21 protein-coding genes are annotated in these 24897 nt (G+C 70.6%); 5 read left to right on the top strand and 16 right to left on the bottom strand.

The window, feature by feature from the left end:
- Position 1: 1 nt before the first annotated feature.
- The 3 genes from STRBO_RS0108945 to nsdA all read right to left on the bottom strand — a co-directional run bounded on the left by STRBO_RS0108945 (position 2) and on the right by nsdA (position 3489).
- Positions 2-340 (bottom strand): P-II family nitrogen regulator, encoded by a 339-nt coding sequence (locus STRBO_RS0108945; protein WP_003997576.1) that lies wholly within the window; start codon positions 338-340, stop codon positions 2-4.
- Positions 337-1581 (bottom strand): ammonium transporter, encoded by a 1245-nt coding sequence (locus STRBO_RS0108940; RefSeq protein WP_381215597.1) that lies wholly within the window; start codon positions 1579-1581, stop codon positions 337-339. Before STRBO_RS0108940 ends, STRBO_RS0108945 begins: the two co-directional genes overlap by 4 nt.
- A 432-nt stretch (positions 1582-2013) precedes the next feature.
- On the bottom strand, positions 2014-3489 hold the full coding sequence (gene nsdA / locus STRBO_RS0108935; RefSeq protein WP_005479832.1) for a transcriptional repressor NsdA: 1476 nt from the start codon (positions 3487-3489) through the stop codon (positions 2014-2016).
- Positions 3490-3927: 438 nt separating this feature from the next.
- On the opposite strand from nsdA, the gene STRBO_RS0108930 reads away from it, so the two are divergent.
- Positions 3928-4584: a bifunctional DNA primase/polymerase gene (locus tag STRBO_RS0108930; protein WP_020114079.1), complete on the top strand. Its 657-nt coding sequence runs from the start codon at positions 3928-3930 to the stop codon at positions 4582-4584.
- Between the two features lie 107 nt (positions 4585-4691).
- On the opposite strand, the gene ftsY is transcribed toward STRBO_RS0108930, so the two are convergent.
- Entirely contained in the window at positions 4692-5897 is a 1206-nt protein-coding gene (gene ftsY / locus STRBO_RS0108925) for a signal recognition particle-docking protein FtsY (RefSeq protein ID WP_005479836.1), read from the bottom strand.
- A 135-nt stretch (positions 5898-6032) separates the two neighbouring features.
- On the opposite strand from ftsY, the gene STRBO_RS0108920 reads away from it, so the two are divergent.
- The gene (locus STRBO_RS0108920) at positions 6033-7004 is read left to right on the top strand and encodes an LLM class flavin-dependent oxidoreductase (RefSeq protein ID WP_005479837.1); all 972 of its coding nucleotides are present in this window, start codon (positions 6033-6035) and stop codon (positions 7002-7004) included.
- Positions 7005-7130: 126 nt separating this feature from the next.
- Here the strand turns inward: STRBO_RS0108920 and STRBO_RS0108915 are convergent, their stop codons facing one another.
- The 4 genes from STRBO_RS0108915 to STRBO_RS0108900 form a co-directional block, all read right to left on the bottom strand.
- The gene (locus STRBO_RS0108915) at positions 7131-8549 is read right to left on the bottom strand and encodes a sugar porter family MFS transporter (protein WP_028796552.1); all 1419 of its coding nucleotides are present in this window, start codon (positions 8547-8549) and stop codon (positions 7131-7133) included.
- 211 nt (positions 8550-8760) lie between these two features.
- Entirely contained in the window at positions 8761-12378 is a 3618-nt protein-coding gene (gene smc, locus STRBO_RS0108910) for a chromosome segregation protein SMC (protein ID WP_005479840.1), read from the bottom strand.
- A gap of 301 nt (positions 12379-12679) precedes the next feature.
- Positions 12680-12880, bottom strand: a complete 201-nt coding sequence (locus STRBO_RS0108905; RefSeq protein ID WP_005479841.1) for a hypothetical protein — start codon at positions 12878-12880, stop codon at positions 12680-12682.
- Between the two features lie 401 nt (positions 12881-13281).
- Complete coding sequence (locus STRBO_RS0108900; protein ID WP_005479842.1) at positions 13282-13563, bottom strand: acylphosphatase; 282 nt, start codon at positions 13561-13563, stop codon at positions 13282-13284.
- 189 nt (positions 13564-13752) lie between these two features.
- Between STRBO_RS0108900 and STRBO_RS0108895 the strand changes: the two genes are divergently transcribed.
- Positions 13753-14745 (top strand): CAP domain-containing protein, encoded by a 993-nt coding sequence (locus STRBO_RS0108895; protein WP_020114076.1) that lies wholly within the window; start codon positions 13753-13755, stop codon positions 14743-14745.
- A gap of 79 nt (positions 14746-14824) precedes the next feature.
- Entirely contained in the window at positions 14825-15265 is a 441-nt protein-coding gene (locus tag STRBO_RS0108890; protein WP_237547573.1) for a winged helix-turn-helix transcriptional regulator, read from the top strand.
- Here the strand turns inward: STRBO_RS0108890 and mutM are convergent.
- The 8 genes from mutM to recG form a co-directional block, all read right to left on the bottom strand.
- On the bottom strand, positions 15238-16098 hold the full coding sequence (gene mutM / locus STRBO_RS0108885; RefSeq protein WP_005479848.1) for a bifunctional DNA-formamidopyrimidine glycosylase/DNA-(apurinic or apyrimidinic site) lyase: 861 nt from the start codon (positions 16096-16098) through the stop codon (positions 15238-15240). The genes STRBO_RS0108890 and mutM overlap by 28 nt on opposite strands.
- 259 nt (positions 16099-16357) lie before the next feature.
- Positions 16358-17173, bottom strand: coding sequence for a ribonuclease III (gene rnc / locus STRBO_RS0108880; RefSeq protein WP_005479850.1), 816 nt, complete (start codon positions 17171-17173; stop codon positions 16358-16360).
- A 19-nt stretch (positions 17174-17192) separates the two neighbouring features.
- Positions 17193-17366, bottom strand: a complete 174-nt coding sequence (gene rpmF, locus STRBO_RS0108875; RefSeq protein ID WP_007493396.1) for a 50S ribosomal protein L32 — start codon at positions 17364-17366, stop codon at positions 17193-17195.
- A gap of 2 nt (positions 17367-17368) precedes the next feature.
- The gene (locus STRBO_RS0108870; protein ID WP_005479851.1) at positions 17369-18022 is read right to left on the bottom strand and encodes a YceD family protein; all 654 of its coding nucleotides are present in this window, start codon (positions 18020-18022) and stop codon (positions 17369-17371) included.
- A 152-nt stretch (positions 18023-18174) separates the two neighbouring features.
- Positions 18175-19254, bottom strand: coding sequence for a hypothetical protein (locus tag STRBO_RS0108865; protein ID WP_028796551.1), 1080 nt, complete (start codon positions 19252-19254; stop codon positions 18175-18177).
- A gap of 89 nt (positions 19255-19343) precedes the next feature.
- The gene (coaD, locus tag STRBO_RS0108860; protein WP_005479853.1) at positions 19344-19823 is read right to left on the bottom strand and encodes a pantetheine-phosphate adenylyltransferase; all 480 of its coding nucleotides are present in this window, start codon (positions 19821-19823) and stop codon (positions 19344-19346) included.
- 26 nt (positions 19824-19849) lie between these two features.
- Positions 19850-20437, bottom strand: a complete 588-nt coding sequence (gene rsmD, locus STRBO_RS0108855) for a 16S rRNA (guanine(966)-N(2))-methyltransferase RsmD (RefSeq protein ID WP_005479854.1) — start codon at positions 20435-20437, stop codon at positions 19850-19852.
- A 187-nt stretch (positions 20438-20624) separates the two neighbouring features.
- Entirely contained in the window at positions 20625-22841 is a 2217-nt protein-coding gene (gene recG / locus STRBO_RS0108850; RefSeq protein ID WP_005479857.1) for an ATP-dependent DNA helicase RecG, read from the bottom strand.
- 195 nt (positions 22842-23036) lie between these two features.
- Between recG and STRBO_RS0108845 the strand changes: the two genes are divergently transcribed.
- The gene (locus STRBO_RS0108845) at positions 23037-24890 is read left to right on the top strand and encodes an HSP90 family protein (protein ID WP_202499680.1); all 1854 of its coding nucleotides are present in this window, start codon (positions 23037-23039) and stop codon (positions 24888-24890) included.
- Positions 24891-24897: the final 7 nt, after the last annotated feature.

Below are 24897 nucleotides of genomic sequence, written 5' to 3'. Positions count from 1 at the left end.
ATCAGAGCGCGTCCGGGCCGCGCTCACCGGTCCGGACCCGAACGGCCGTCTCGACCGGGAGGGACCAGACCTTGCCGTCACCGATCTTGCCGGTGCGGGCGGCCTTGACGATGACGTCGATCAGCTGCTCGGCGTCGTCGTCCTCGGCGAGCACCTCGATACGGATCTTGGGTACCAGGTCCACCGTGTACTCGGCACCCCGGTACACCTCCGTGTGGCCGCGCTGCCGACCGTACCCACTGGCCTCGGTCACCGTAAGGCCGTGCACCCCGAAGGCCTGCAGGGCTTCCTTGATCTCGTCGAGCCGGTGCGGCTTGACGACGGCGGTGATCAGCTTCATGCCTCGACCTTCTTGCTCTCAGGGGCAGCGACGCTGCTCGTGTTGCTGCTGGAGATGTGCGAACCGGCGGCCGATGAGAAGTCGTACGCGGTCTCGGCGTGCTGGGCCTGGTCGACACCGGTGACCTCGTCCTCCTCGGACGCCCGGAAGCCGATCGTCTTCTGGATGGCGAAGGCGATGAGCCAGGTCACCACGAAGGTGTAGCCCATGACCGAGAAGGCGCCGGTGGCCTGCTTGCCGAACTGGTCGAGGCCGCCGATCCCGTCGGTGGCCAGGAAGCCGACCATCAGGGTGCCGAGCACACCGCCCACCAGGTGGACACCGACGACGTCGAGGGAGTCGTCGTAGCCCAGCTTGTACTTGAGGCTGACGGCCCAGGAGCAGACCGCGCCGGCGACGATGCCGATCAGTATGGCGCCGAAGGCGTTGACGTGACCGCCGGAGGGGGTGATCGCCACGAGGCCGGCGACGGCGCCGGAGCAGGCACCGAGGGTGGTGAACGCGCCGTGACGGATGCGCTCGTAGATCAGCCAGCCGATGATGGCCGCGGCCGTCGCGACCTGTGTGTTGATCGCCATACGGGCGGTCGTGCCGTCGACACCGAGCCAGGAGCCGGCGTTGAAGCCGAACCAGCCGAACCACAGCAGGGCGGTGCCGATCAGGACCAGTGGCAGGCTGTGCGGCCGCATCGGGTCCTTCTTGAAGCCGATCCGCTTGCCGACGACGAGGACCGCGGCGAGCGCGCCGACACCGGCGTTGATGTGGACCGCGGTACCACCGGCGAAGTCGATGACGCCCATGTCGAAGAGCCAGCCGCCCGGCGCCCAGACCCAGTGCGCGACCGGGAAGTAGGCGAGGGTGACCCAGAGCGCGACGAAGATCATCCAGGCGCTGAACTTGACGCGGTCGGCGAGCGCGCCGCTCATCAGGGCCGGGGTGATGACCGCGAACAGCATCTGGAAGAGGATGAACGAGAACGCGGCGATCTTGTGCGGCTCGCCCTTGGCGTTGGTGACGAAGCTGTCGACCGTGCTCGTGACGTCGATGCCCTTGAGACCGATGGCGTCGAGGTTGCCGATGAAGTGGCCGACGTCACCGCTGAAGGCGAGTGAGTACCCGAACAGCACCCACAGGATGCTGACGATGCCCAGCGAGATGAAGGACATCATCAGCATGTTCAGCACGCTCTTGGCACGGACCATGCCGCCGTAGAAGAGCGCCAGGCCCGGCGTCATCACCATGACGAGCGCCGCACTGATCAATACGAATCCGGTATCTGTGCCGTTCAATGCCGGTATCTCCTCGTGGTCGGAACGGCCCGTGCGGATGCGGAAGCTGGGGAGCTATCGGGGAGGGCCGACTGTGCTGAGGAGACTGACGCAGCACCGTTTCGCCGGGAGTTTGGAAATGTTTCCCGGACGTGACGAAGGCACCCATCACGTTACAGACAGGTGAAACGTTAATCGCGGAGGATGCATCCCGTGTGGGGCCCAGCCTCTGCGGGGCCCTTCGCGCATAACGGTTTCGTATCCGATGGAACTTCCGGTGGAGCCGCCCCGAACGGACCGGCCACGGCAGACCATCCGATGACCTGGCATGGGGGAGCCGAGTCGGGCAGTCGGGATGGCCGGCCGTGGCCGGAGCAGCGTGGCCCGCGGAGGGCGGGGCCGGGGTCAGACCGCCTCGGCGGTCTCGGGGAGGTGGACGGCGAGCTGGTCGGTGAGGTCCACGACCTCGGCAAGACCGCCGAACTCCCGTACGGCCGTGTCGACGGTCTTGCGGATACGGGTGTTCACCCGCTCGGAGCGCACCTTCTTCGCGGTCTCCATGGCCTGCTTGGCCATGTCCGCCCCCTGCTCGGGCTCACGCTGGAGCAGATGCACGGTGGCCATGCCGATGAGGTTCAGCGCGTAGGACCGCTGGTGTTCGGTGTCCGTGGAGAACAGCTCGACGGCCCGGCGCATCACGGGCTCGGCGAGGGAGGCGTAGGCGGGGCTGCGGCCGGCGACGTAGGCGAGGTCGCGGTAGGAGTGGGAGTTCTCTCCGTGCAGTTCGGCCTCGTTGAAGAAGCGGATCCAGTCGGGGTCCGGGTCGTCCCACTCCTCGGCGTCGGCGAAGACGTCCTCGGCCATCCGCACGGCCCGTTTGCACTTTCCGGGCTGGCCCATGTTGGCGTAGGCGCGGGCCTCCATCGCATACAGCATCGACTGGGTCCGCGGGCTCGCGCACTCGCGGCTGCCGTACTGGGCGAGATGGACCAGTTCGAGGGCGTCCTCGGGCCGGCCGAGGTGGATCATCTGGCGGCTCATGCTGGACAGGACGTACGAGCCGAGGGGCTTGTCGCCCGCCTCCTTGGCCGCGTGGAGGGCGAGGACGAAGTACTTCTGCGCGGTGGGCTGCAGGCCGATGTCGTAGCTCATCCAGCCGGCCAGCTCGGCCAGCTCGGCGGCGACCTTGAACAGCCGCCGGGTGGTGGCCTCGGGCTGGGGCTCCTGAAGGAGGTCGGTCACCTCGTGCAGCTGACCGACGACGGCCTTGCGGCGCAGACCTCCGCCGCACTGGGCGTCCCACTGCCGGAACATCACGGTGGTGGATTCGAGGAGGTCCAGCTCCGGCTGGGAGAGCCGGCCGGCGCGGCGCGCGGCGGCCGACGGCTCGGGCTCCGCGCGCGGGGCGGGGAGTGCGGGGACGAGCCAGCGCTGCATCGGCTCGATCAGGGCCGGGCCCGCGGAGAGGGCGAGCGAGCTCCCGAGGAAGCCGCGCCGCGCCAGCATCAGGTCGCTGCGCGAGAACTCGCTGATCAGCGCCACGGTCTGCGGGCCCGTCCAGGGCAGGTCGACACCGGAGACGGAGGGGGACTGATGGGCCGCGCGCAGCCCCAGGTCCTCCACGGCGACGACGCAGCCGAACCGCTCGGAGAACAGCTCGGACAGGATCCGGGGAATCGGCTCGCGCGGGTTCTCGCCGTCGAGCCAGCGCCGTACGCGCGAGGTGTCGGTGGAGATGTGGTTGGCGCCGAGCTGACGCGCCCGGCGGTTCACCTGCCGGGCCAGCTCGCCCTTGGACCAGCCGCTGCGCACGAACCACGAGCCCAGGAGTTCGTTCGGGCGCTTCTCAGCGTTCGTACCACTTCCGCCGTTGCCGCCCACTGGAACGCCCCCATCCCTGAAACCACCTGTGCGCTGTGTGCGCAAGCCCTAACAGAATGCCGGTTACCGCGCCGTACGTCCGACTCCCGTCACCCATCGAACGGAAAGACGACTTGCCTCCGGCATACCCACGAGCGTGTACGTCCCCAGGTCTCGTGCACTCAAAGTAATCCTACGATCACGCGTCCGGCCACGGCGATTCCGGAAACGCCACCATTCGCCACCCCTTCGAATGAACCTACGGTCGCCCGTACGCGATTCACTTGACATCAGACGGCCAGAAGTGGGCGGAGCGAAGCATTCAGGGGCGCGCGTAGTCGAGCGCGCCACCGGGAGCGCCGTAGTGCGCCGCTCACGCGGGGCGCCCACATGGAAGCAGAGCGTCGCCTTCCGACTCCGTCGCGTAACCACCGGCGCGCTGGACCCGTTGGAGGGGGCATGGGCTTCACGATCGGCGGCATTCGGGAGATGCGATCCGGCACGCGTCGGCGCGGCCGTACCTCGGAGTGCACGGCTGTGGCCGAGTACACCGGGCTCTGGGGATGGGACGTCGTCCCCGGCGCGCGGACGGCTTCGGGCGCGTGCTCGTGCGGCAGGACGACCTGTTCGGCGCCCGGCGCGCATCCACTCGATTTCGCTCCCCCCGTCCGTGCCGGAGCCACTCTCGACGAGGTGACCGAGGCCTGGGCCGAGTTCCCCGGAGCCGCCGTGATGCTGCCGGTGGGCCGCTCCTTCGACGTGATCGAGGTCGCCGAGTCCGCGGGCCGGCACGCACTCGTCCGTCTCGAACGCATGGGCCTGCCCGTCGGCCCCGTGATCGCCACCCCCGAGGGCCGCGCCCACTTCTTCGTCGCCCCGGGTTCCGCCGCCGAGCTGTCCACTCTGCTCTACCGCATGGGCTGGGACGACCCGTCCGCTCTCGACCTGCGCGGGCTCGGCCCCGGCAGCCATGTCACCGCCCCGCCCTCCGACCGCGGCGGCCTCGGCCCGGTCAGCTGGCTCCGCTCCCCCGACCTCGACTCGGCGACGAAGCCGCCGGCCGCGCGCCTGCTGCTGGGGACCCTGGCGTACGTGGCCCACCGGTCACGGGCCTGACCTCGGTCGCCCCCGGTACGTACACGGCGAAGCGCCCGTCCCCGACCGCGTCTCGGGGGCGGGCGCTTCTTCGAGCACCTACGGATTTTCGTAAATGGTCCACGGGGTCATTCGCCGATGAGCGCGTCCACGAACGCCTCCGGCTCGAACGGTGCCAGGTCGTCCGCGCCCTCTCCCAGACCGATGAGCTTGACGGGTACGCCCAGCTCGCGCTGGACCGCGATGACGATGCCGCCCTTGGCGGTGCCGTCGAGCTTGGTGAGGACGATGCCGGTGACGTCGACGACCTCGGCGAAGACGCGGGCCTGCACGAGACCGTTCTGACCGGTGGTGGCGTCGAGGACGAGCAGGATCTCGTCCAGCGGCGCGTGCTTCTCGACGACCCGCTTGACCTTGCCGAGCTCGTCCATGAGGCCGGTCTTGGTGTGCAGCCGACCGGCGGTGTCGATGAGGACGACGTCGGCGCCCTCCTCGATGCCCTCCTTGACGGCGTCGAAGGCGATGGAGGCGGGGTCGCCGCCCTCGGGACCGCGCACGGTACGCGCCCCGACCCGCTCGCCCCAGGTCTGCAGCTGGTCGGCGGCGGCGGCCCGGAAGGTGTCCGCGGCGCCGAGGACCACGTTCTTGCCGTCGGCGACGAGGACGCGGGCGAGCTTGCCGGTGGTGGTGGTCTTGCCGGTGCCGTTGACGCCGACGACCATCACGATGCCCGGGGTGTCGAGCGGCGAGTCGGTGTTGACCGCGCGGTCGAACTCGGGGACGAGGATCTGCAGCAGTTCCTCGCGCAGCAGGGTGCGCAGCTCGGCCGGGGTGCGGGTGCCGAGCACCCTCACCCGCTCGCGCAGCCGTTCGACCAGCTCCTGGGTGGGCTGGACGCCGACGTCGGCGGTGAGGAGGGTGTCCTCGATCTCCTCCCAGGTGTCGTCGTCGAGGTGCTCGCGCGAGAGGAGCGTGAGCAGCCCCTTGCCGAGCGCGTTCTGCGAGCGGGAGAGCCGGGCCCGCAGCCGCACCAGACGGCCGGCGGTCGGCTCGGGGATCTCGATCGCGGGAGCCTCCACGACCGACGGCTCCTCGACGGCGACGGGCGGGGTCGCCGTGCCGGCCGGGAGGTCCACCTCCTCGATCGTTCTGCGCGGCTCGTCGCGCGGGGTCTCGGCCTCGTCGCCGACGTGCGGCTCGGCCGGGGGTGCGGTGATGTCGGGTGTCGTGGGGGGCGCCGGGGGCAGCGATTTCTTCCTGCGGCCGCCTACGACGAGCCCGCCCAGCACGCCGAGCACGACCACGGCGATGACTACAGCAAGGATGAGTTCCATAACGGCACCAGTATGCGGGACCACCCCGCGCGGTGTTCGGTCGCCGTACGGGGCACGCTGCCCTTCCTCACCCCTGGATACCTGACGATACGTCAGCTAACGTCCCCCTCCACAGCCGCCCGAAGGGGGTCCCCCATGCCCGTCACGGTCGTCCGTTTCAATCTGGTCGAGCCCGGCGCCACGCCCGCCTCGCTCCGGGCCCGCTACCGGGCCGCCCTGGAGATGGCCGCGTACGCCGATGAACAGGGCATCTCCACCGTCCAGACGGAGGAGCACCACGGGGTCGAGAACAACTGGCTGCCGTCGCCGTTCGTGTTCGCGGGAGCGGTGTTCGGGGCCACCCGTCGGATCACGGTCACGGTGTCGGCGGTGATCGGCCCGCTGCACGACCCGCTGCGGCTGGCCGAGGACATCGCCGTACTGGATCTGGTGAGTGGCGGACGGCTGGTGACCGTCGCCGGGATCGGGTACCGACCGCAGGAGTACGCGCAGTTCGACGTCGACTGGAAAAGCCGCGGGAAGCTTCAGGACGAGGTGCTGGAGACGTTGCTGCGGGCGTGGACGGGCGAGCCGTTCGCGTACCGGGGGCGCACGGTCCGGGTCACCCCGCGTCCGGGGACCGAGCCGCATCCGCTGCTCCTGGTCGGCGGCTCGTCGAAGGCCGCGGCCCGCAGGGCTGCCCGGCTCGGGCTCCCCTTCTTCCCGAGCGCGCACCTGCCGGAGCTGGAGGCGTACTACAAGGAGCGGCTCGTGGAGTACGGCACCGAGGGGTGGACGATGATGCCCGCCGCCGAGACCCCGCTGCTGCACGTCGCGGAGGATCCGGACCGGGCATGGGCCGAGTACGGCGCGCACTTCCTGCACGAGGCGCGCACGTACGCCTCCTGGCAGTCGGCCGGCATCCGCTCGGCGGTGCGGTCGGGGGCGGCGACGGTGGCGGAGCTGCGCGCGGAGGGCGTGTACCGGATCGTCACGCCGGACGAGTGCGTGGCGCTGGGCCTGGACACCTACGTCCTGCATCCGCTGGCCGGCGGGATGCCGGTCGAGGAGGGCCGGCGGGGGCTGCGCCTGTTCGCCGAGCGAGTGCTGCCGCGTCTCGGCGGCTGAGCAACTCGACCGCCGAGCAACTCGGCCGCCGAGCAACTCGGCCGCCGAGCACGAAGGGGTACGAGGAGAGGGGCAGCGGGGACTTGGCCCCTCTCCTCGAACTCGGCGAGGCGGGTGGCCGACGGGCTAGCCCATCTCCTCCAGCGCCTTGCCCTTCGTCTCCTTCACGAACTTGAGGACGAAGGGGATGGAGAGCGCGGCGAAGACCGTGTAGATCACGTACGTCACCGAGAGGTTCCAGTCGGCCAGGGACGGGAAGCTGGCGGTGATGGCCCAGTTGGCGATCCACTGCGCGGAGGCGGCCACACCCAGGGCGGCGGCACGCAGCCGGTTCGGGAACATCTCGCCGAGCATGACCCAGACGACCACACCCCAGGAGAGGGCGAAGAAGAGGACGAAGACATGGGCGGCGACCAGGGCGACCCAGCCCTGGGTGGCGGGGAGCTTGCCGTCGACGAGGTCGAAGGAGAAGGCCCAGGCCTCCAGCGCCAGGCCCACGACCATGCCGACGGAGCCGATCAGGGCGAGCGGCTTGCGGCCGATCCGGTCCACGAAGATCATCGCGATGACGGTGCCGACGATGTTGATGATCGAGGTCGTGAAGGAGTAGAAGAACGACTCGCTCGGGTCGACACCGACGGACTGCCAGAGCGTCGCGGAGTAGTAGAAGGCGACGTTGATGCCGACGAACTGCTGGAAGACCGACAGTCCGATGCCGATCCAGACGATCGGCTTGAAGAGGAAGCTGCCGCCGAGCAGGTCCTTGAAGGTCGACTTGTGCTCGCGGTGCATGGCCGACTCGATCTCGGCGACCCGCGCGTCCAGGTCGACCTCCTTGCCCTCGACCTCGGCGAGCACCTCACGGGCGCGCTCGTCCTTGCCGACGGAGATCAGGAAGCGCGGGGACTCGGGGATCGCGAAGGAGAGCAGCCCGTACAGCACGGCCGGGACGACCATGACGCCGAGCATGATCTGCCAGGCCTCCAGGCCGAGCAGCTCACCGCGCTGGTCGCCGTCGGCGGCGTTCAGGATGCCCCAGTTGACCAGCTGGGAGATGGCGATACCGACGACGATCGCGGCCTGCTGGAACGAACCGAGCCGTCCCCGGTAGGCGGGCGGGGCGACCTCGGCGATGTAGGCGGGGCCGATGACCGACGCCATGCCGATGGCGAAGCCGCCGACGATCCGCCAGAAGGCGAGGTCGTACAGCGCGAAGGGGAGCGCGGAGCCGACGGCGCTCACCGTGAAGAGGGCCGCGGCTATCTGCATGCACCGGATACGGCCGATGCGGTCGGCTATCCGGCCGGCCGTGGCCGCGCCGACGGCGCAGCCGATGAGCGCGACGGCGATGACCTGGGCCAGAGCCGTGGAGCCGATGTCGTAGCGGTGCCGGATCGCTTCGACGGCGCCGTTGATCACGGCACTGTCGTAGCCGAAGAGGAAACCGCCCATCGCGGCCGCCGCCGCGATGAAGATCACGTGTGAGAGATGGTCGGGCTGGCCTTCGCGCGCTCCTGACTTGGACGCCTGCGCAGTGCTGGTCACGTGGGGGGACCTTCCGCTTTGAAGGTAAAGGCAACGCCGCAGAGAATATGCCTTCAAGTTTCGAAGTCAAGAGGGGGCCAGGGATCCATATGCGGGGAATGCGACGAACTGGCGAGGAGTTTGGATTCAAGTATTGAAGAGGCTGCACCGGGACCCGGCCCGGACGCGGAGAACTCCGCGACGGCCCTCGTCTACCCGTGGACCGGAACGGCTAACGCAGCCGCTGGCTGATGACCTTCGACACACCGTCACCCTGCATGGACACGCCATAGAGCGCGTCGGCGACTTCCATCGTCCGCTTCTGGTGGGTGATCACGATCAGCTGTGAGGCCTCCTGCAGCTCCTGCATGATCCGGATCAGCCGCTGCAGATTGGTGTCGTCGAGCGCCGCCTCGACCTCGTCCATCACATAGAAGGGGCTGGGGCGGGCCTTGAAGATCGACACGAGCATCGCGACGGCGGTCAGCGACCGCTCACCGCCGGAGAGCAGCGACAGCCGCTTGACCTTCTTGCCCGGCGGCCGGGCCTCGACGTCCACGCCCGTGGTGAGCATGTTGTCCGGGTCGGTGAGGATCAGCCGCCCCTCCCCGCCGGGGAAGAGCCGGGAGAACACCCCCTCGAACTCCCGCGCGGTGTCCCAGAAGGCCTCGGTGAAGACCTGCTCGACGCGTTCGTCGACCTCCTTCACCACCTGGAGCAGGTCGGCGCGGGTCTTCTTCAGGTCCTCCAGCTGCTCGCTGAGGAACTTGTGCCGCTCCTCCAGCGCCGCGAACTCCTCCAGCGCCAGCGGATTGACCTTGCCGAGCTGCTGGTACGCCCGCTCGGCCGCCCGGAGCCGCTTCTCCTGCTCGGCCCGGTGGAAGGTCTTCGGCTGGTTGCGGGGGTGCTCCGGGTCCTCCGGCAGCTCCTCGCCCTCGGCCGGCGGCGACGGCGGTACGAGCTGGTCGGGCCCGTACTCCGCGACCAGCCCTTCCGGCTCGACGCCCAGCTCCTCCAGCGCCTTGGTCTCCAGCTGCTCGATCCGCATCCGCTTCTCGGCGCCGAGCACCTCGCCCCGGTGGACGGAGTCGGTCAGCTTGTCCATCTCGGCCTTGAGATCGCGCCCCTCGCCACGGGCCCGCGCGAGCTCCTGCTCCCGGCGCGCCTTGGCGGCGTCGGCGGCGGTGCGTTCCTCCGCCGCCCGGGCGAGGGAGACCTCGACATGGCGGAGCAGTTGCCGGGCGCCGGACGCGACGGCTTCGGCGACGGCCGCCTCGTGCCGCAGCCGGGCCCTGCGCTGCTCGGCGCGCGCCCGCGCCTCGCGCTCGGCGCGCGCGGCCCGGTCGAGCGAGTCCGCGCGCCCCGTGAGCCCTTTGACCCGCTCCTCGTGCGTCCGCACCTGGAGCCGGGCCTCCATCTCGGTCTGGCGCGCGTTGGCCCCGTCCGCCGCGAGCCGGTCCCGTACGGAGGTGTCCGGCTCCTCCTCCACGGGCATCTCCTCGGCCACCGCGAGCCGTTCGGCCAGTTCCTCGGCTTCCTCCGCAGCTCTGTCGAGCGCGTCCTGGGCGCGTGCGGCGGCGGCCGTGGACCGCTCGGCCTCCCCGGCGGCGCCCCTCGCCTGCCCGGCCAGCCGCCCGAGCCGCTGGGCGACCGCGGACTTCTCCCGCTCCGCCGCCCGGCGCCGCTCGCCCAGCTCCTCCACGAGCGCGGCCCGCTCCCGCCGCGACTCGACCGCGCTCCGCTGGACCTCGGCCAACTCCTCGCACCGTACGGCCAGTTCCTCCAGCTCAGCCGCCGCCTCGTCGACGGACGCCTGCACCTCCAGCAGGCTGGGCGCGCCGGCGGACCCGCCGTGCGCGAAGTGCGCCCCGAGGAGGTCGCCCTCGGCGGTGACGGCGGTGAGGTCGGGGCGCGCGTAGACGAGCTCCTCGGCGTCTTCGAGGGTGTCGACCACGACGACGCGGTGGAGCAGACGGCGTACGGCGGGCATGAGGTCGCAGGGGCCGCGGACGAGGTCGGCCGCGACGTGTGCGGTGGGGGACGCGGGAAGCGGCCGGGGCCCGCGCGCGGCTTCGTCGAGGCCGGTCGCGCGGTCCCCCGCGTCCCTCCGGGACGGCTCCGGGTCCTCCGGTGCCCCCGCCAGCAGCAGTGCCGCCCGTCCCGCGTCCTGTTTGCGCAGCAGGCGGATGGCCTCGGCGGCCGAGGCGGGGGTGCTCACGGCGATCGCGTCGGCCGCCGCGCCGAAGGCCGCCGCCAGGGCGACCTCGTGGCCGGGAGTGACCGTGAGCAGCCCGGCGGCCGGTCCCAGCAGGCCCCCGAGCCGGTCCTTCGCGGCGAGCAGCGCGCCCGTGCCGTCCTTGCGGCGCAGGCCCAGCGCAAGGGCTTCGTGGCGGGCCTGGGTGGCGGCGCGGCGGCGTTCGGCAGTGGTGGTGGCCTCCCGGGCCGCGGTGACGGCGGACTCGGCCTCGGCGAGGGCGCGCTTGGCGGCGTCGTGCAGTTCGGCCAGCTCGGAGTCGCCGGCGTCGAGGCCGTCGACCTCGGCCTGCAGCGCCTCGTACTCCTCCTGGGCGGTGACGGCACGCTCCTGTGCCTCGTCGCGGGCCACGGCGAGCCGGTCGATCTCGGCCTGGGCGGAGGCCGCACGGGAGCGGGCGGCGTTGACCTGGCCGTTCAGCCGGGCGAGGCTCTCGCGGCGGTCGGCGATGGACCGGGCCACGTCCTTCAGCCGCCGCTCCTCGACCATCAGTTCGCGCTCCAGCTCGGCCCGGTGCTCGACCGTGTCCTCCAGGGCGCGCTCGGCCGCCTCCAGGGCCGCTTCGAGTTCGGCCTCCTGTTCGCGGACGCGGGCGGCCTCGCGCTCCATGTCCTCGGGGTCACGGCCGCGCCGCTCCTCGGGGGAGGCGGACGTGGCGCTCTTGACCCGGGCGTCGGCCAGGGAGATCGTGCCGCGCACCCGTTCGGCGAGCTGCGACAGTTCGTACCAGGTCTCCTGGGCCCGCTGGAGGCGCGGGGCCAGCCGCCGTACCTCGCCCTCCAGTTGCGACTCGCGCAGGAGCGCCTTCTTCAGCTCGGTCTCGGCGGCCTCCTTGCGCGCTTTGAGCGCGGCCTCGTCGGCGACCTCGGTGCGCAGCGCCGCCCGGAGCCGGACGAGGTCGTCGGCCAGCAGTCGCAGCCGTGCGTCCCGCAGGTCCGCCTGGATGACCGCGGCCCGGCGGGCGACGGCGGCCTGCCGGCCCAGCGGCTTGAGCTGGCGGCGGAGTTCGTCGGTGAGGTCCTGGACGCGGGCCAGGTTGGCCTGCATCGCGTCCAGTTTCCGCAGCGCCTTCTCCTTGCGCTTGCGGTGCTTGAGGACTCCGGCGGCCTCCTCGATGAAGGCGCGGCGGCCCATGGGATCGGCGTGCAGGACGGAGTCGAGCTGGCCCTGGCCGACGATGACGTGCATCTCGCGGCCGATGCCGGAGTCGGAGAGCAGGTCCTGGATGTCGAGGAGGCGGCAGGTGTCACCGTTGATCTGGTACTCGCTGCCGCCGTTGCGGAACATGATCCGCGTGATCGTGACCTCGGCGTACTCGATGGGCAGGGCCCCGTCGGAGTTGTCGATGGTCAGGGACACCTCGGCGCGGCCGAGCGGGGGGCGCCCGGTGGTGCCGGCGAAGATGACGTCCTCCATCTTGCCGCCGCGCAGTGATTTCGCGCCCTGTTCGCCCATGACCCAGCTGAGCGCGTCCACGACGTTGGACTTGCCCGAGCCGTTCGGTCCGACGACGCACGTGATGCCCGGCTCGAACCGGAGCGTGGTCGCCGAGGCGAACGACTTGAACCCGCGAAGGGTCAGGGCCTTGAGGTGCACGCCGCCGGACTCTACCTTCCGGCCTTGTCCCACTCCATGAACGCGCGGTTTCGCACATGAACGTGCAGGGCACATCAGACGTTAAGGAGTGTGAGGAAGTTCGGGGGGTTCTTCTGAAGTCTTCCGGGGGTCGTCGGCCCTCGGACACGTCAAGAAGTCGGGCGTCGGTCAGGGACGCCGGTCGAGGGGTCGGGAAAGAAAGAAGGGACGCCTCGTGAGAAGGCGTCCCTTGGAGATCTGACAACTTAGCGGTTGATACGGGCAGCCCAACCACTGCTGTCTGTCGTGTGCGATGCAGTGATCAGGTGAGCGCAGGCTCCGCCTGGCGTGCGTCGAGCTCCATGAGCGAGTCGTGAGAAGCGGCAGCCGTCAGCGCGTCGTTCTCCGCCTGGATGCGTCCGAGTTCGGATTCCAGGTCCTGGACACGCTGCTGGAGCCGTCGCATCTCGGCGAGGAGTCGCGGGTCGGAGCCGCCGACGTAACCGAGAAGCGCCTTTGCCATGATGGATGGTCCTCCACACTGAGTGACCGACCGAAGCGGTGTGGGTCGTGAGGGAATCGCACCCGCGATGCTTGGCACTGTTGAATTTTTGCTGCCGTCTTCATGCCAAACAGCTAAGGTGCGCGGGGTTGCTTTTAGCGTCTCACCAAAAAGTTTGACGGTCAACACGATCACGCCCCGCATTGACGGGCATCCCTCTGCCGCGCGGCCCCGAGCGGGCGACGCTGCGGCGGTTCGGGGACCTCTCCTGACCGGCGGAGCGAGGGGATCATCGTCTCTTCGGAGAGTGCCATGACAAACCCGCCTTGGCAATCACCTGCACATTTCTGTTGTGTGCATGCTCCTGGCATATGCCGCTGGCGCACCGTTCCCCCTCGCCCAGCCCGCTCCGCACGACACGGTCAGCGGATGGCGAAGCCGTCGTAGCCCCCTCGGGGTGTGTCCCAGATCTCGGTGACGCCGTCCACGCGCCCGGGCGTGTCGTCACTCTGGAGCCACCCCAGGAGCCCTTCGCACGCCTCACGAGGGCCCTCGGCGACCACCTGGACCCGTCCATCGGCCAAATTGAGAGCAAAACCACTCAGTCCGCCGATCTCCAGCGCCCGAGCCCGCGTGAACCAGCGGAAACCCACCCCTTGCACCCGTCCGCGGACCCAGGTGACCAGCCGTACATCCTCGCTCATGCCTGCACGCTAACGGGCCAATGTCCCACGGGTCTCTCCCTCCCCCGGCGCCATGCTGTACCGTCCCGACCCAATGAATCTCATATGAAACTCACTCCTTCGTGTGAGATTCGTGAAGGCGACGATCACAACGTTGACAACATCCCCAACGTTGACGCAGGACACCGCAAGGACGAGGAAGGCCAAGACATGGGACGCCACCGACGCTCCGCCGCCGGCCGCGCCGCCAGGGGGGGCCGCGCCGCCGGGGTCACCGACACGGGCTTCACTTCCGAAGAGCCCCACTACGGTCCGGAGAACCTGTACGGGTTCGCCGCGGTCCTGGAGGCCGACGCCCAGGCCGCAGCGCGCGGCGGTGGCTCGCGCCGGCGCAAGAAGCGGACCGTGACCCCGGTGAAGACCGGCCTTCTCGGCGTGTCCGCCGCCGTCGCCCTCGGCACCGTCGCGGTGGCCACCGGAGTGCTGCCGGGTGGCGACAAGTACGCGGTCAGCGGGGGCAGCAGCAACGAGACGGTGGTGCCCGCCGGCTCGCCGACCGGTGCGGCCACCCAGCAGGGCGGTACGGACGGCGCCGCGCAGGAGCAGCGCGAGGACGAGTCCACCAGCCGTGACGCCGAGCGCGAGGCCTCGCCGTCCAGCACCCCGGCCCCCTCGCAGACCCCGTCCGAGAAGGCTCCTTCCGACAAGGCGGGCAAGGGCTCCGGCTCCGAGAAGACCAGGACTCCGTCCTCCGAGCCCACCAAGGAAAAGGGCAAGGACAAGGAGAAGGGGAAGGACAAGACGTCTCCGGTGGAGGTCTCCACCGAGACCCAGGCCGAGGCCGCGGTCCTCCTGCTCGTCAACGAGGAGCGGGCGAAGGCCGGCTGCAGCCCGGTAGCGGCCGACAGCGACCTTTCCCGGCTGGCCGAGACCTTCAGCAAGGACATGGCGCTGCGCGCCTTTTTCGACCACACGGACCCCGACGGCGCCGACCCGTGGGACCGCGCGGCGGCCCTCGGGATCACCGGGCTGGGCGGCGAGAACATCGCCCGCGGCCAGGCCACCGCCGAGGCGGTCATGGAGGCCTGGATGAACAGCCCCGGCCACAAGGCGAACATCCTGAACTGCGACTTCAAGACCCTCGGCGTCGGTGTCCACCTGGGCGACGGCGGACCGTGGTGGACGCAGGACTTCGGCTACTGAGACATCACCCGGACGGCACTCGCTAACCAAAAGTTAGTGCGACCTTCTGGTTAGCGCTGCGTCGGCGTATGCTCGGTGTATGGAATCAGCCGCGCAGAGTGCCGTGACGCCCGCGCAGGCCGCCGCGGGCGCGGACGCCTGGAACCTCGACCAGCTGGCCTTCGACGTGTTCGCCAGGAACTGCCCGTCGCGGGGCACCCTGGAGCACATCACCGGCCGCTGGGGCGGGCTCACGCTGGGCGCGTTGCACGACAGCTCGCTCCGCTTCAACGAGTTGCGGCGCCGCGTCGACGGCGTCAGCGAGAAGATGCTCTCCCAGACCCTGCACGCCCTGGAGCGGGACGGCCTGGTGCACCGCGAGGCCCAGCCCACCAACCCGCCCCGCGTCGACTACAGCCTCACTCCGCTCGGCCGCGAGGTCTCCGAGCGCCTGCTGTCCCTCATCACCTGTGTGGAGGACCGCATGGAGGACGTGCTCAAGGCCCGCGCGCGTTACGACGAGGCGCGCGGAGCCCGCTGACACGTCGGGCAGAAGTAGCTGGACCTGTTCATCCAGGGCCGCCGTCGCATCGGTGTGGCACAGCGGCGACAGGGCAGGCCCTCACGGCCGTACGCGTCCAGCGAGCGGTCGAAGTACCCCGACTCGCCGTTCACGTTGACGTACAGGCTGTCGAAGCTCGTGCCGCCCACCGCGAGGGCCGCGTTCATCACGTCCCGTACGTGGCCGAGGAGTTCGGTGGTGCGGGGGCGGGTGAAGCCGGCGGTGGGGCGCTCGTAGTGCAGCCTCGACCGCCAGAGCGCCTCGTCGGCGTAGATGTTGCCGACCCCGCTGATCAACGACTGGTCCAGCAGGGCCCGTTTGATGGTCGTACGCTTCCGGCGCAGTGCCTGGTGGAAGGCCTCCGCGTCGAACAGCGGGTCGAGGGGGTCGCGGGCGATGTGCGCGATGACGTCCGGCAGGCCGTCGGGGGTGGTGTCGTGCAACGACAGTCCGCCGAAGGTGCGTTGGTCGACGAAGCGGAGTTCGGTGCGGAGGTCGTCCGCGAAGCGGACGCGGATCCTCAGGTGCTTCTCGTCGGCCGTCTCGTGCGGCTGCACGAGCAGTTGGCCGCTCATGCCGAGGTGGGCGAGGACGGCGATCCCGGTGTCCTCCACCGGCAGCCACAGGTACTTGCCGCGCCTGCTGGGCTCCCCGATGCGGTGGCCCTTCAGCCGGAGCGCGAAGTCCTCCGGGCCGGCCAGGTGCCGGCGGATCGCCCGGGGGTGCAGCACCTCGACGTCGGCGACGGTGCGGTGCGCCACCCAGCGCTCCAGGCCGCGGCGGACGACCTCGACCTCGGGGAGTTCTGGCACGGGGTCCTCCGGAGGTTGGGCGAGGGGGGTGGGGGGTGTCGGTCGGGGGTGGGTGCGGGTCCGGTGGGGCTTCTCGCGCAGTTCCCCGCGCCCCTGGAAAGCAGGGGCTGCGCCCCGTGCTTTTCAGGCCCACAGGGCCTGATGCTTGGGGGCGGGCGCGGCGAACTGCGCGAGAAGCCCCCCGGGCCCCCACCCGGCAACACACCGAAACCGCCCCCGCGTCCCCTCGCGGGGGCCCGGGGGCGGCAGGTCCTCGGCGTCAGGCCGGGGCGGTGTCCGAAGGGGTGACCGCGATGTCGTCGGCCTGGGCCACGACCTCGGCCGCCGCCTTCGCCCGCTCGTCCGCCGCGGAGCGGATCGCCCGCCAGGCGGACTCGGCCGCCTGCTGCTCCGCTTCCTTCTTGCTGCGGCCGGTGCCGGTGCCGTACGAGACGCCTCCGACGCGGGCGGCAGCTGTGAAGGTCTTCTCGTGGTCGGGGCCGGTCTCCGTGACCAGGTACTCGGGCACGCCGAGCCCCTCGGTCGCGGTGAGCTCCTGGAGACTGGTCTTCCAGTCCAGGCCGGCTCCGAGATTCGAAGACTTCTCGATCAACGGGTCGAACAGGCGATGCACCAGCTCCGCCGCCGAGTCGAGCCCCTGGTCGAGATAGACCGCGCCGATCACCGCTTCGAGGGTGTCGGCGAGGATGGATGCCTTGTCCCGGCCACCCGTGCCCTCTTCACCGCGGCCGAGCCGGATGAAGGAGCCGAGTTCGAGCCCGCGGCCCACCTCCGCCAGCGCACGAGAGTTGACCACCGCGGCCCGCAGCTTGGCCAGTTGGCCTTCGGGCAGGTCGGGGTGGGTGCGATACAGCGTGTCCGTGACCACCAGACCGAGCACGGAGTCCCCGAGGAACTCCAGGCGTTCGTTGGTGGGCAGACCGCCGTTCTCGTACGCGTACGAACGGTGGGTCAGCGCACGCACCAGAAGGGCGGACTCGAGCTTGTAGCCGAGCCGCCCTTCCAGAAGCGTGTGGGACGAGGCTGTGTTCTCCGCCTTTTTCTTGGCGTTGGTCTCCGCCTTGGCGTCAGACATAGAGCCTCTCACCAGCCGCTCAGACCTCGAGGACCTGGCGCTTGTTGTAGGTGCCGCAAGACGGGCACGCGATGTGCTGCAGCTTGGGCTCGTGGCAGCGCTCGCACGCAACCAGGGTGGGGACCGCAGCCTTCCACTGCGACCGGCGGTGGCGCGTGTTGCTGCGCGACATCTTCCGCTTCGGAACAGCCACGGCTACTTCTCCTGCTTCTCGTCGACGTGCGCTGATGGAAGCGCGCCGCCGCTCAACTCGTCCTTCTCGCCATCTTCGAGTGAACCGGCGAGTCCCTGCAGTGCCGCCCAACGGATGTCGACGGCGTCGTGGTGGTGGTCCGGGTCGTCCGCCAGCCGCGCTCCGCACTCGGAGCACAGGCCGGGGCAGTCGTCCTGGCACACCGGCTGCATCGGCAGTGCGAGCACCACCGCATCGCGCAGCACGGGTTCGAGGTCGAACAGGCCGTCCTCGAGGAAGAGCCTGTCCTCGTCGTCCTCGGCGTCGGTGTCGGGCTCCGCGATCACGCGGCCCCGCTCATCGGCGTCGGGGTACGAGAACATCTCCTGGAAGTCCGCTGCGAGCTCCAGCTCCAGCGGCTCCAGACACCTTACGCACTCCCCCTCGGCCAGTGCACGGGCGGTGCCTGTGACAAGCACCCCTTCCATGACCGACTCCAGACGGAGTTCGAGCTCCACCGGGGCGCCTTCCGGCACTCCGACGACCCCTTTGAGGCCGAGGTCCTTCGGAGCGTCGACCGAGCGCGTCAGGCGCTGTTGCGCACCGGGCCGCCGACCCAGCTCGTGCGTGTCGAACACGAGGGGGTTGCGGTGGTCGAGGCGGGCGTTCAGAGCCATTTCTGCTTTCGGTCTTCGGGATGCGGAGGAGGAGCGCCACCTCTGGTGTTCCGGGCAGCGCTCGATCGCGGGCGTCTGTTGCGGACAGCATGAACGCACTCGCGACCGAATATCCAGGATACTGGACCTTTCGCCATCGGCCCAATCCGCTGTCAGCGGCCCTGTTCGTACCGGCGCAACTGCTCGGCCGTGATCATGGTGGTGTCGAAGAGACTGGTCTCGTCGAGCACGTTCGTCTGCTGCTGTGCGTACCCCTGCTGGTCCTGGTGCCCCTGGTCCTGGTGCCCCTGGTCCTGGTGCCCCTGGTTCGGGTCGTACGCGGGCTGCTGGGGGTAGCCGGCCGCGTACGGATCGGCCTGCTGGTAGCCGTAGGGGTCCGCGGCCTGCTGGGGTTGGGCGTACTGCTGCTGGTATCCGCCGTACGGATCCTGCTGGTACGCCGTCGCCTGGTACGAGTCCTGCTGCCCGCCGTACGACTGCTGCTCCGGCACCTGGCGGGACTGCTGGGCGGAGGTGTCGGAGAGGTTGGCCAGGTAGTCGGCGTCGCTGGTGAGCTGCGGGGAGGTGCCGTCGTCGTGCAGGGCGAGGGCACCGAGGTCGTCGGAGGCGATCCGGCCGTGGAGCTTCTGGCGGCCCCGGCCGACGGCCTCCAGGGTCTTGGCGAGGACCGCCTCGAAGGCGCCGAGCTTGGCGTCCACGTAGGCGTCGGCGTCCTTGCGCAGCGTCTCGGGGTCCTGACTGCGCTCGGGGGCGTCCTCGTCCGCGTAGCCCCGCTCGTCGAGGCCGGGGCCCGTGCCGAGGAGCTTCTCGCGGCCGCGGCCCACGGAACCGAGGGTCTTGGTGAGGACGACCTCGAAGTTGGCGAGCTTGGAGTCGACGTAGTCGTCGGCCTCGGCGCGGACCTCCTCGGCCTCCTGGCGGGCCTCGCCGAGGATGCGGTCGGCCTCGTTCTGGGAGCGGCGGGCGACCTCGGTGTCGGAGATCAGGGAGCCGCGCTCGGCGTGCGCGTTGGCGACGATCCGCTCGGCCTCCTGGCGGGCCCGCTCGACCATGTGGTCGCGGTCGCCGATCAGCTCGCGCGCCTGGGCGAGGGAGTCGGGCAGGGCCGCGCGCAGTTCGTCGAGCAGGGAGAGCAGTTCGGCGCGGTTGACCACGCACGAGGCCGACATGGGCATGGATCGGGCGCCGGAGACCACCGAGACGATCTCGTCGAGCTTCTTCTGCACGTCCACCGTGTGGTCCACCGTGTGCTCGCCACTCTCTACGACTGTGTTGGAGACGGTCGGGTCGACTGTACGGCCAGCGGGGGAGGTTCGTCCGCTCAGTCCTGCTTCAGGCGTTCGCCGAGGGCTTCGAGGACGAGCGGGGGCACCAGGTGGGAGACGTCGCCGCCCCAGGTCGCGACCTCCTTGACCAAGGAGGACGACAAGAAGCTGTAGGTGGGGTTGGTGGGGACGAAGAGGGTCTCCACGCCCGACAGGCCGATGTTCATCTGGGCCATCTGCAGCTCGTAGTCGAAGTCGCTGACCGCGCGCAGGCCCTTGACGATGGCCGGGATGTCGCGTTGCTTGCAGAAGTCGACGAGCAGGCCGTGGAAGGCCTCCACCCGCACGTTCGCGTACTCGGCGGTGACCTCGCGGATCAGCTCCATCCGCTCCTCGACCTCGAAGAGGCCCTTCTTGGACTTGTTGATCATCACCGCGACATAGACCTCGTCGTACAACTTGGAGGCGCGGCCAATGATGTCGAGATGCCCGTTGGTGATGGGGTCGAACGACCCGGGACAGACGGCGCGGCGCACTTGGGATCCCTCGCTCTCCGGTCCGGTCATCGTGCGTCTTCGCACGTAGCGGCGGCGCGACCGTACCAAAACGTTCCCTCGCCGTAGCGACGGGCCCTGATAGCGTCGAAACCGGTCGGCCAGGCGAATTCACCGCCTCTGGTGCTGCGCTCCACGGTGACGAGGGCTTCGCCGTCGAGCCAGCCCCCGGTACGGAGTGTGAGCAGGATCTCTCGAAGATCGTCGTCCGGGACGGCGTACGGGGGGTCGAGGAAGACGAGGCCGTACGGCTCGTCCGGGGCCGGGCCCTGGACGATCTGCTCCGCTTTGCCGGATCTCACCTCGGCGCCGGGGAGGCCGAGCGATCTGACGTTGTCCCGGATCGTGCGGGCCGCTCGTGCGTCGGCCTCGACGAGGAGGGTGTGGCCGGCGCCTCTGGAGAGGGCCTCCAGGCCGACGGCGCCCGAGCCGGCGTACAGGTCGAGGACCCGTGCGCCGTGCAGCGGGCCCCCGAGGAGGGATTCCCACGTGGAGAAGAGGCCCTCGCGCGCGCGGTCGGAGGTGGGGCGGGTGCCTGTCCCGGGCGGGACAGCCAGGCGGCGCCCGCCGGCTGTGCCGGCGATCACGCGGGTCATCGTGGGTCCTTGTTCGAGGGCGGAGTCACGGGTCCAGTCTGGCAGCCGGAGGGTGGGGGGCGCGTGGGGTGCCCGGGGGCGGTGAACGCCGCCGGTCCGGAGGGTGCGGGAGGAGCGCGCAACGGGACTGCCGGTGTGGCGTCCGCTCGGGCAGCACCGTTTTCGGCTGCGGCTCCGCGGCCGCCCCTCAGCCCTTGTCCAGGTACTGCTCCCGCTCCTCGTCCAGCAGGGCGTCCAGGGCTGTCCGTAGCGCCGGGAGGTGCTCCAGGTCCGGGTCGGCCGCCACCACCGCGGCCGCCTCCTCCCTGGCCTCCGCGATGATCTCCTCGTCGTCGATGACGGTCAGCATGCGCAGGCTGGTGCGGGCGCCGGACTGGGCCTGGCCGAGGACATCGCCCTCGCGGCGCTGTTCGAGGTCGATGCGGGAGAGTTCGAAGCCGTCGAGGGTGGAAGCGACGGCGCCGAGGCGCTGGCGGGCCGGGCTCGCCTCGGGCATCTCGGTGACCAGGAGGCAGAGGCCGGCGGCGGAGCCACGGCCCACCCGGCCGCGCAGCTGGTGGAGCTGGGAGACGCCGAAACGGTCGGCGTCCATGATCACCATGGCGGTGGCGTTCGGGACGTTCACGCCGACCTCGATGACCGTGGTGGCGACCAGGACATGGGTCTCGCCGGCGGCGAAGCGGCGCATGACCGCGTCCTTGTCGTCGGGGTGCATCCTGCCGTGCAGGACCTCGACCCGCAGGCCCAGGAGCGGGCCCTTGGCGAGCTGGTCGGCGACATCGAGGACGGCGAGCGGCGGGCGCCTGTCCGCCTCGTCCTCGGGGGACTTCCCGCCGGCCTTCCTCGAACCGGCGGGTTCGTCGATGTCGTCCCCGATGCGGGGGCAGACGACGTACGCCTGGTGGCCGTTCTCCACCTCCTCGCGGACGCGCTCCCAGGCGCGGGCGAGGAAGTGCGGTTTGTCGGCGGCCGGGACGACATGGCTGGCGATGGGCGAGCGGCCGGCCGGGAGCTGGTCGAGGACCGAGGTGTCCAGATCTCCGAAGACGGTCATCGCGACCGTGCGCGGGATGGGGGTCGCCGTCATCACGAGGAGGTGGGGCGGCTGTTTGCCCTTGCCCCGCAGGGCGTCGCGCTGCTCGACACCGAAGCGGTGCTGTTCGTCCACGACGACCAGGCCCAGGTCGTGGAACTGCACCTTGTCCTCGATCAGGGCGTGCGTGCCGATGACGATGCCGGCCTCGCCGGTGACCAGGTCGAGCAGCGCCTGACGGCGGGCGGCCGCTCCCATGGAGCCGGTGAGCAGCACCACCTTGGTGGCGTGCTCGACGCCGCCCAGCATGCCGCCTTGCGCCAGCTCGCCCATCATCTCGGTCACCGACCGGTGGTGCTGCTGGGCGAGCACCTCGGTGGGCGCGAGCATCGCGGCCTGGCCGCCCGCGTCGACGACGGCGAGCATGGCGCGCAGCGCCACCATGGTCTTGCCGGAACCGACCTCTCCCTGGAGCAGCCGGTGCATCGGGTGCTCGGTGGCCAGGTCGTCGAAGATCTCCCGGGAGACCTTCCGCTGGCCGTCGGTGAGAGTGAAGGGGAGGCGGGCGTCGAAGGCGGTGAGGAGGCCGTCGGGGGCGGGGCGGCGGGCGACGGCGGGGAGTTGGGAGTCGGCGTGGCGGCGGCGGGCGAGGGCGACCTGGAGGACGAAGGCCTCGTCCCACTTGAGGCGGTCGCGGGCGCTGTCCCTGTCCGCCTTGGTGTGGGGGCGGTGGATCTTCAGGAGGGCCTCCGCCAGGGAGACCAGGCCCCTGCCCTCCCGCAGCGACTCGGGCAGCGGGTCCACGGCGTCCTGGGCGCTCGGCAGGACCGTCTGGACGGCCTTGGCGATCTTCCAGGACTCCAGTTTGGCGGTGGCCGGGTAGATCGGGATGAGGGCTCCGGCCCAGGTGTCGACGGTCTCGGTGACGTCGTCCCCGCGCAGCAGCTCGTAGGCGGGGTGGGCCAGTTGGAGGCGGCGGTTGAAGACGGAGACCTTGCCGGCGAAGAGGGCGCGGGTGCCGGGGAGGAGGTCCTTGTGGGGCTTGTGGACGCCGTGTCCGAAGAAGACGAGCTGGAGGCGGCCGCTGCCGTCCGTGATGGTCACTTCGAGGCGCTGGCCCTTGCCCCGGGGGGCCTTGGCGGAGGCGAAGGTGTGCAGGCGGGCGTCGGCGACCTGGGCGACCACCGTGACGTGCTCGTCCATGGGCAGGTCGGCGAGGTGGGTGAGCTGGCCGCGCTCCTCGTACCTGCGGGGGTAGTGGTGCAGCAGATCCCCGACGGTGTGCAGGCCGAGGTGCTCGGCCATCACCTTCGCGGTGGCGGCGCCGAGCGAGTTCTTGAGCGGTTCTTCGAGCGCGGGCACGAGATCCATTGCACACCACGCCACTGACAATCCCGTAGAGGTACTTGAAATCCGCTGGTCAGGCGGGTCGTTCGCGCCTAGGATGGCGCTCTCCCGGGCCCAGCCGAGTCAGGGTCCGTACCGCCTCCCGTCCGCGGTCACCTTCTCCCGGGACCGCCCGACCCCGCCGCCGTCGCCAGAATCCCCTCCACCGGCGCTGCGACGATGGATTCAATGACCTCACAGTCATCCCAGGCACCCCAGACCCCTCCGGCGTCCCCGTCGCCTCACACCTTCCAGGTCGATCTGCGCGGCCTGGTGGATCTGCTCTCGCACCACCTCTATTCCAGTCCGAAGGTCTACCTGCGCGAGCTGCTGCAGAACGCCGTGGACGCGATCACCGCCCGCCGTGCCGAGCAGCCTGGCGCGCCCGCCCGCGTGCGGCTGTTCGCCGAGGGCGGCGCGCTGCGGGTGGAGGACTCGGGCATCGGGCTCACCGAGGCCGATGTGCACAGCCTCCTCGCCACGATCGGGCGCAGTTCCAAGCGCGACGACGGCGGCATACAGGAGGTCCGTTCGGACTTCCTGGGGCAGTTCGGCATCGGACTGCTGGCGTGTTTCGTGGTCGCCGAGCGCATCCGTGTGGTCAGCCGCAGCGCCCGCACGCCGGAGGCGCCGCCGGTGGAGTGGACGGCGGCGGACGACGGCTCGTACACCGTACGGACCCTGCCCGACGAGGCGCGTCCCGAGCCCGGCACGACCGTGCACCTGGTCGCGCGGCCCGGAGCCGCCGAATGGCTCGCCCCCGCGCGCGTGCTGACCCTGGCACGGGACTTCGGGTCGCTGCTGCCCTACGACGTCCGGGTGGGCGACGAGGCGGTCACCGATCTGCCGGCTCCCTGGGACCGTGCGTACCCCTCCCCCGCCACCCGGCGGGTGGCCCTGGCCCGGCACTGCCACGACCTGTTCGGGTTCACCCCGCTGGACTCCATAGAGCTGAACGTGCCGCTGGCCGGGATCCGGGGCGTGGCGTACGTCCTGCCGGCCGCCGTCAGTCCGGCCCAGCGGGCGAGCCACCGGGTGCACCTGAAGGGCATGCTGCTCACCGAGCGGGCCGAACAGCTCTTGCCGGACTGGGCGTTCTTCGTGCGGTGCGTGCTCGACACGGACAGTCTGCGGCCCACGGCGTCGCGCGAGTCGCTGTACGAGGACGAGACGCTGGCGGCGGTGCGGGAGGCGCTGGGCGAGCGGATCCGCTCCTGGCTGAGCGGACTGGCCGCGGGTGATCCGGAGCGGCTGGCGGCCTTCCTGTCGGTGCACCACCTGGGCGTGAAGTCCCTGGCGCGGCACGACAGGGAGATGCTGCGCACGATGCTGCCGTGGCTCCCCTTCGAGACGACGGACGGGCGGCTGTCCCTGGAGGAGTTCGCGCAGCGGCATCCGGTGGTGCACTTCACGCGGACGGTCGAGGAGTACCGCCAGGTGGCGCCGATCGCGTCCGCCCAGGGCGTCGGGGTCGTCAACGGCGGTTACACGTACGACAGCGAGCTGGTCGAGGCGCTGCCGTCGGTGCGGCCGGGGACGGTGGTCGCCGAGCTGGACGCGGAGACGGTGACGGCGCACCTGGACGCGCTGGACCCGGACGTGGAACTGGCTCTCGCGGGTTTCCTGTCGGCCGCGCGGGCCAAGCTCGACCCCCTGGGGTGCGATGTGGTGCTGCGGGCCTTCCACCCGCTGTCGGTGCCCGCACTGCACCTGGACGACCGCTCCGCCCGGCACGAGCAGGCCCGCGCGGAGGCGGAGGAGCGGGCGGACGACCTCTGGGCGGGCATCCTCGGCTCGCTGCGGGGCAGCGCCCCGCGCGCGCGGCTGGTGCTCAACCATCTCAACCCGCTGATCCGGCGGATCAGTTCCCTGTCCGACCGGGAGCTGATCGGCACGGCCACCGAGTCCCTGTACGGGCAGGCCCTGCTGATGGCACAGCGTCCGCTGCGGCCGGCGGACTCGGCGCTGCTGAACCGCGCCTTCATCGGCCTGCTGGAGTGGGCCACGCACCCCGAGGGGGACGGCCGCACGTGAGAGACGT

It is taken from the genome of Streptomyces bottropensis ATCC 25435, from assembly GCF_000383595.1.
In the GTDB taxonomy this organism is placed as follows: Bacteria; Actinomycetota; Actinomycetes; order Streptomycetales; family Streptomycetaceae; genus Streptomyces; species Streptomyces bottropensis.
This window is presented reverse-complemented; position numbering and strand designations above follow the sequence as displayed.